Annotated in this window: 3 protein-coding genes and 1 pseudogene; 2 read left to right on the top strand and 2 right to left on the bottom strand. The window is 61.4% G+C overall.

Translation table 11 applies throughout. The annotated features are described in order from the left end of the window. Positions 1-157: 157 nt before the first annotated feature. Complete coding sequence (locus J1G35_RS30490; protein ID WP_223016858.1) at positions 158-580, bottom strand: PaaI family thioesterase; 423 nt, start codon at positions 578-580, stop codon at positions 158-160. 156 nt (positions 581-736) lie between these two features. Here J1G35_RS30490 and J1G35_RS30485 point away from each other — a divergent pair, with 156 nt between their 5' ends. After that, entirely contained in the window at positions 737-1,531 is a 795-nt protein-coding gene (locus tag J1G35_RS30485) for a DUF4349 domain-containing protein (protein ID WP_223016857.1), read from the top strand. On the opposite strand, the gene J1G35_RS30480 is transcribed toward J1G35_RS30485, so the two are convergent. After that, on the bottom strand, positions 1,532-2,617 hold the full coding sequence (locus tag J1G35_RS30480; protein WP_223016856.1) for a DUF1615 domain-containing protein: 1,086 nt from the start codon (positions 2,615-2,617) through the stop codon (positions 1,532-1,534). A 316-nt stretch (positions 2,618-2,933) separates the two neighbouring features. Here J1G35_RS30480 and J1G35_RS30475 point away from each other — a divergent pair. Next, positions 2,934-4,113: pseudogene (locus J1G35_RS30475) on the top strand (type IV secretion protein Rhs); the annotation flags it as partial.

The following is a 4,113-nucleotide window of genomic DNA, read 5'->3' as shown; positions in this document are numbered from 1 at the left end:
GCCCCAGTAAAGAAGAACGCGGTGTATCAGACACTCTGTAGAGGCTGGTTTTGGGGCTGCTTCGCAGCCCAACGCGGGACAAGCCCGCTCGCCACAGGGAGATTTGTCAGGGTCTGAAAAGTTGTGTAGATCCCCACGTCCCTCCCATATTCGATCGTCATTGCCTGTCAGCTTGAGGCACGGCAAACACCGCATTCGCCCGCGCCACCATCTTCTCCGCCACCTGCAGGCTCACCGTGGCAAACGCCATTTGCCGCCCTCGCTTGTGATGTTCCAAGCGCACCGTAATCCACTCTCCCACCTGCACCGCCCCCAGGTAATCCACGGTCATGCTAGCCGTAATCAACGGCAACGGCGGCTCACTGGAAAACGCCATGGCATAGCCCATGCCGATATCCGCCAGGGTCGCCAACACACCGCCGTGCACAGTCCCACGCCCATTGGCATGGCGATTGTCGGCGCGCAGGCCGATCTCCAGTTGCAGGCCGTCACCTCGGCAATACGCCGGGCCAAGCAAATCCAGCAACGGGCTGCTGCGCGGCAGCGGGACAAAACCTTCGGGCACGGCGTGAGCAATCATGGCGAGTCTTCCTTGGGGTCGGATTTGAGATGTACGCCACACGCCCAATAGCAGCCATCACCATCAGCCCTGCAAATCTTGCACGATACTTTGCGTTAATCCGCCGGACCCGCTTTAATCGCCGCCAATGCCCCCCGCACATCTCAAGGAACTGCAATGCGCCATCCGGACGGCAACCTTCAATCGCTTCGCGCGCCCCTGTTGATTCTGCTGGCCGGCCTGGCCCTGGTCGGCTGCTCGCCCAAGGACCACTCCCGCGCCGCGGTAATCAATGGCGAACAAGGTCGGGCCGGCGCTCAACTGGCCTATGAACACGAACTGACCCTGGCCCTACCCGGCGCCCTGCTCGCGCCGCGCATGCAGGCCACCCGCGAGGCTTGTGAATCGGCGCGGTTTGGCGCGTGCAATATCCTTGGCATCACCGAAGACAGCAACGGCGGCGAGATCATCCTGCGGATCGCGCCCACCGGCGTCGAACCGATGGTCGCCATGGCCGCTGAAGGCGGCAAACTCGGCCAGCGCATCACCACCGCCGAAGACCTGGCTGACGCGGTCGCCGATGTACGTCGCCGCCAGGATCGCCTGCAAGCCCAGCAACAGCGCCTCGATGAACTGGCCAAGCGCAAGGACATCACCGTCAGCGACCTGATCGCCTTGAGCAAGGAGCAGGCGGGCATTGAGAACGAACTGCAGGAACTCGCCCAGGTTGCCGCCGGCCAGCAGCGTCGCCTGGATACCAACCGCGTCACCCTCAACTTCCGTTCTTCGGATGGCGCGAACCAACCGTCACGCTTCAGCCGGATGTTCAGCAACCTGGGCACTAATCTGGTGGACGGCACCGCAGACGCTCTGGAACGCGCCAGCTATGTGCTGCCGTTCCTGATCCTGGCGTTTCCGGTGGTGTGGTTGTGGGTGTGGCTGTGGCGCAAATTTGTCAGGCGCCGCAGCTGATCAGCGCTTCATGCACCGCTGGTACCGCTCATCCACGCGCTTGGCAAACCACGCCGTGGTCAGGTTGCGGGTGATCTTCGGGCTTTTGAGCACGATGCCAGGCAGGACCGCACGGGGCATCGGCTTGCCGGCGGCCTGGTCGGCCAGGGCAAACACGCGTTTGTAGAGGGTGGTGTCTTCAAAATCCAGCTGTTCGCCCTGTTCCAGCTGGCTGCGAATGCTGGGGTTGCGCATGTCCAGCTTCGCGCCCAATGAGCGCACCGCCAGTTCGGTGGTGCCGGGCAGCAATGAGCCGTAGCGAATCAAATCCCCGTCCAGCGCCAACTCAGTGCCCGACGCGCGGCTGACCGCCGCCTGGAACGCCGCATTGCGGCTGGCGTACCAACCCGCATTGAAGTCGGCAAAGCGATACAGTGGCTGGTCATAGCTCACCGGGTAACCGAGCAAGTGGGCGATACCGAAGTACATGCCGCCGCGCCGGGTGAAGACTTCCCGACGAATCGTGCCATCCACCGTGTAGGGATAACCCCGCGCCTGTTTCTGTGCGAAGTCGATACTGACCTGCATGGGACCGGCGGTGTGCACCGGATTGAAACCGCCAAACAGGGTGTTGCCCAGGGGCACCACGCTGATGAAGTCATCGAAGATGCCACTCAGGTCCTTCTCCGTGCGCGCGGCACTCAAGCGGTCGGCATAGGACTTGCCGGTGGGCGAGCGCAGTTGCAGGGCGCTGCGCACCACAAAGGCCGGCACATGCACCTTACCGGCACGGCGCAGGATTTCATCCTGGGCGATCTTGCCCATGTTGGGCACGGGCGGGTCGACCTGATAGGTGGACTCCTGCTCGGTCACCGCCAATACGGCACAGATATTCTCGGTACTGGGGTAGATCTTCTGAGTGTCAAAAGCGGTATAGATGTCCTGGGCCCAGCCGTTGCGGTCTGCAACTTTAGCCGGGAGCAAGCGCACGATCTCGGCCTTCACCTCGGCTTCACTGCGCGCTGGTTGCTGCGGGCCGCGTGACGTGGAACAGCCGGCCAGCACCAGCAAGGGGGCAAGGCAGAAGATCAGGCAGCGTGGGGACATGGGGCTTCCTTGAGGACGATGGGCCAAGCGTTGCGGATATGGACCGGTAAGTCTAACGCGGGTTCGCCAACTCGCCCTCTCGCCAGCCAGGGCTGAACCTGGCGTTTGCGCAGCGCTGAAGGCTTGATAGGACGATAGCCGCTGAAAGATCCCACGTAACGGCAAGATAAGCTCTACAGCACCAGCCTGAAAACCGCTGCAAAGTCCCTCGCCTGAATACACAGTGCGAGGGATTGCAGATGGTTGTTTTCGTTAAAGCCCTGGTTGAAGGGGCTGCGTCTTGAGCCCGGCCATTGGCAGGCTGGCCCTGACTCCGATGGACGTGAAAGCGGTCGACGTTGAACGCGTCTTCCGTGACTTTCGCGAATGCCTGAATACGTTCGATCAATGGGCGCAAAGCGTCTGGAGCTTCTCGGCGCTGGAGGTCGAGCAGGTCTTCAAGGTCGGCGATGAGGTAGCGCTGGTCGCGCCGATCAATCGCTCAATCATCCCCAGCAGCACCGTCGCCAAGTGCCCGGCCAACGGCACCCTGACCCTGATGCATATGTTCGAAAGCACGCGCTTCGTGCCCATCGGCAACACGCCGGTGATGCTGCAGCGCGTCGATCCCAATGGCGGCCCGTTGGGCGAGCCGATCCACAAGACCATCGGCCCCAGCGGCATCCTCGAAATCACCGAGTGTGATCGCAACCAGCCGTACCAAATCACCTTCTATCCCAACGTTTCCAAGGATCACGTCAAGGCGCTGTATGGGTCTTATCAATCGGTGATCGTGGGGTTGGAGGCGCGCCTGCGGGAAGAGTGGGCCCGCACTTTCCAGGATCAGTGGAAAGACTATGCCGAAGCCAAGCCGCTCGATCGGCGGCGCATGCTGGAGGCAGCGTTTTTCAGCGGCCTTGGAAAAGCCCTCTTCAATTTGTGGGACAACGTTACGCAGCTGTATGACCTGTTGGCGGATCTCAAGCCCAACAGCGAAAAACTGTTGGCCTACCTCTCCCAGGCCGAACTCGATGAATTGCTGAAGCTGGGCAAAGACACGATTGCCAGCGGTTTGCTGGTACTCAGCGATGAGCCGCTACTGTTTATCTACCTGTCGGCGATGGTCAGTTGGATGCGCATGCTGCCGCCGCCGCAGATGACTGAACTTTGGGGAGAGATCACTGGCGAGGTGCTGATCAATCTGCTGTTGATTCGTGTGTTGGGTGCGATGGGGGTGGCGGCGCGGCTGGGGGCTCAAGTGCTGAGCGCTATCAAATCCAAACGCGCGCGAGAGTTGTTGGAGTTGTTGGCCAAGCAGCTTGTAGAGCCTGGGTTGGAGTCGCATGTCGAGGCGGTGAAGCCTTTGCTGCTTGGTGGCCCGGCGACAGCGATCAAGACCGTACCGGCTGCGCCGATGAAGGCGGGAGATCACGTGGTTTCGAACCCGGTGCCGGCGGTTCGTAACAAGACACAGAAGACGGTGTTGGTCAGGCAGGAGCCTGTCGATGATGTGCCTG

The organism is Pseudomonas sp. SH10-3B (assembly GCF_019891415.1).
In the GTDB taxonomy this organism is placed as follows: Bacteria; Pseudomonadota; Gammaproteobacteria; order Pseudomonadales; family Pseudomonadaceae; genus Aquipseudomonas.
Note: the sequence above shows the minus strand (reverse complement) of the source record. Positions and strands in the feature narration are given on the sequence as shown.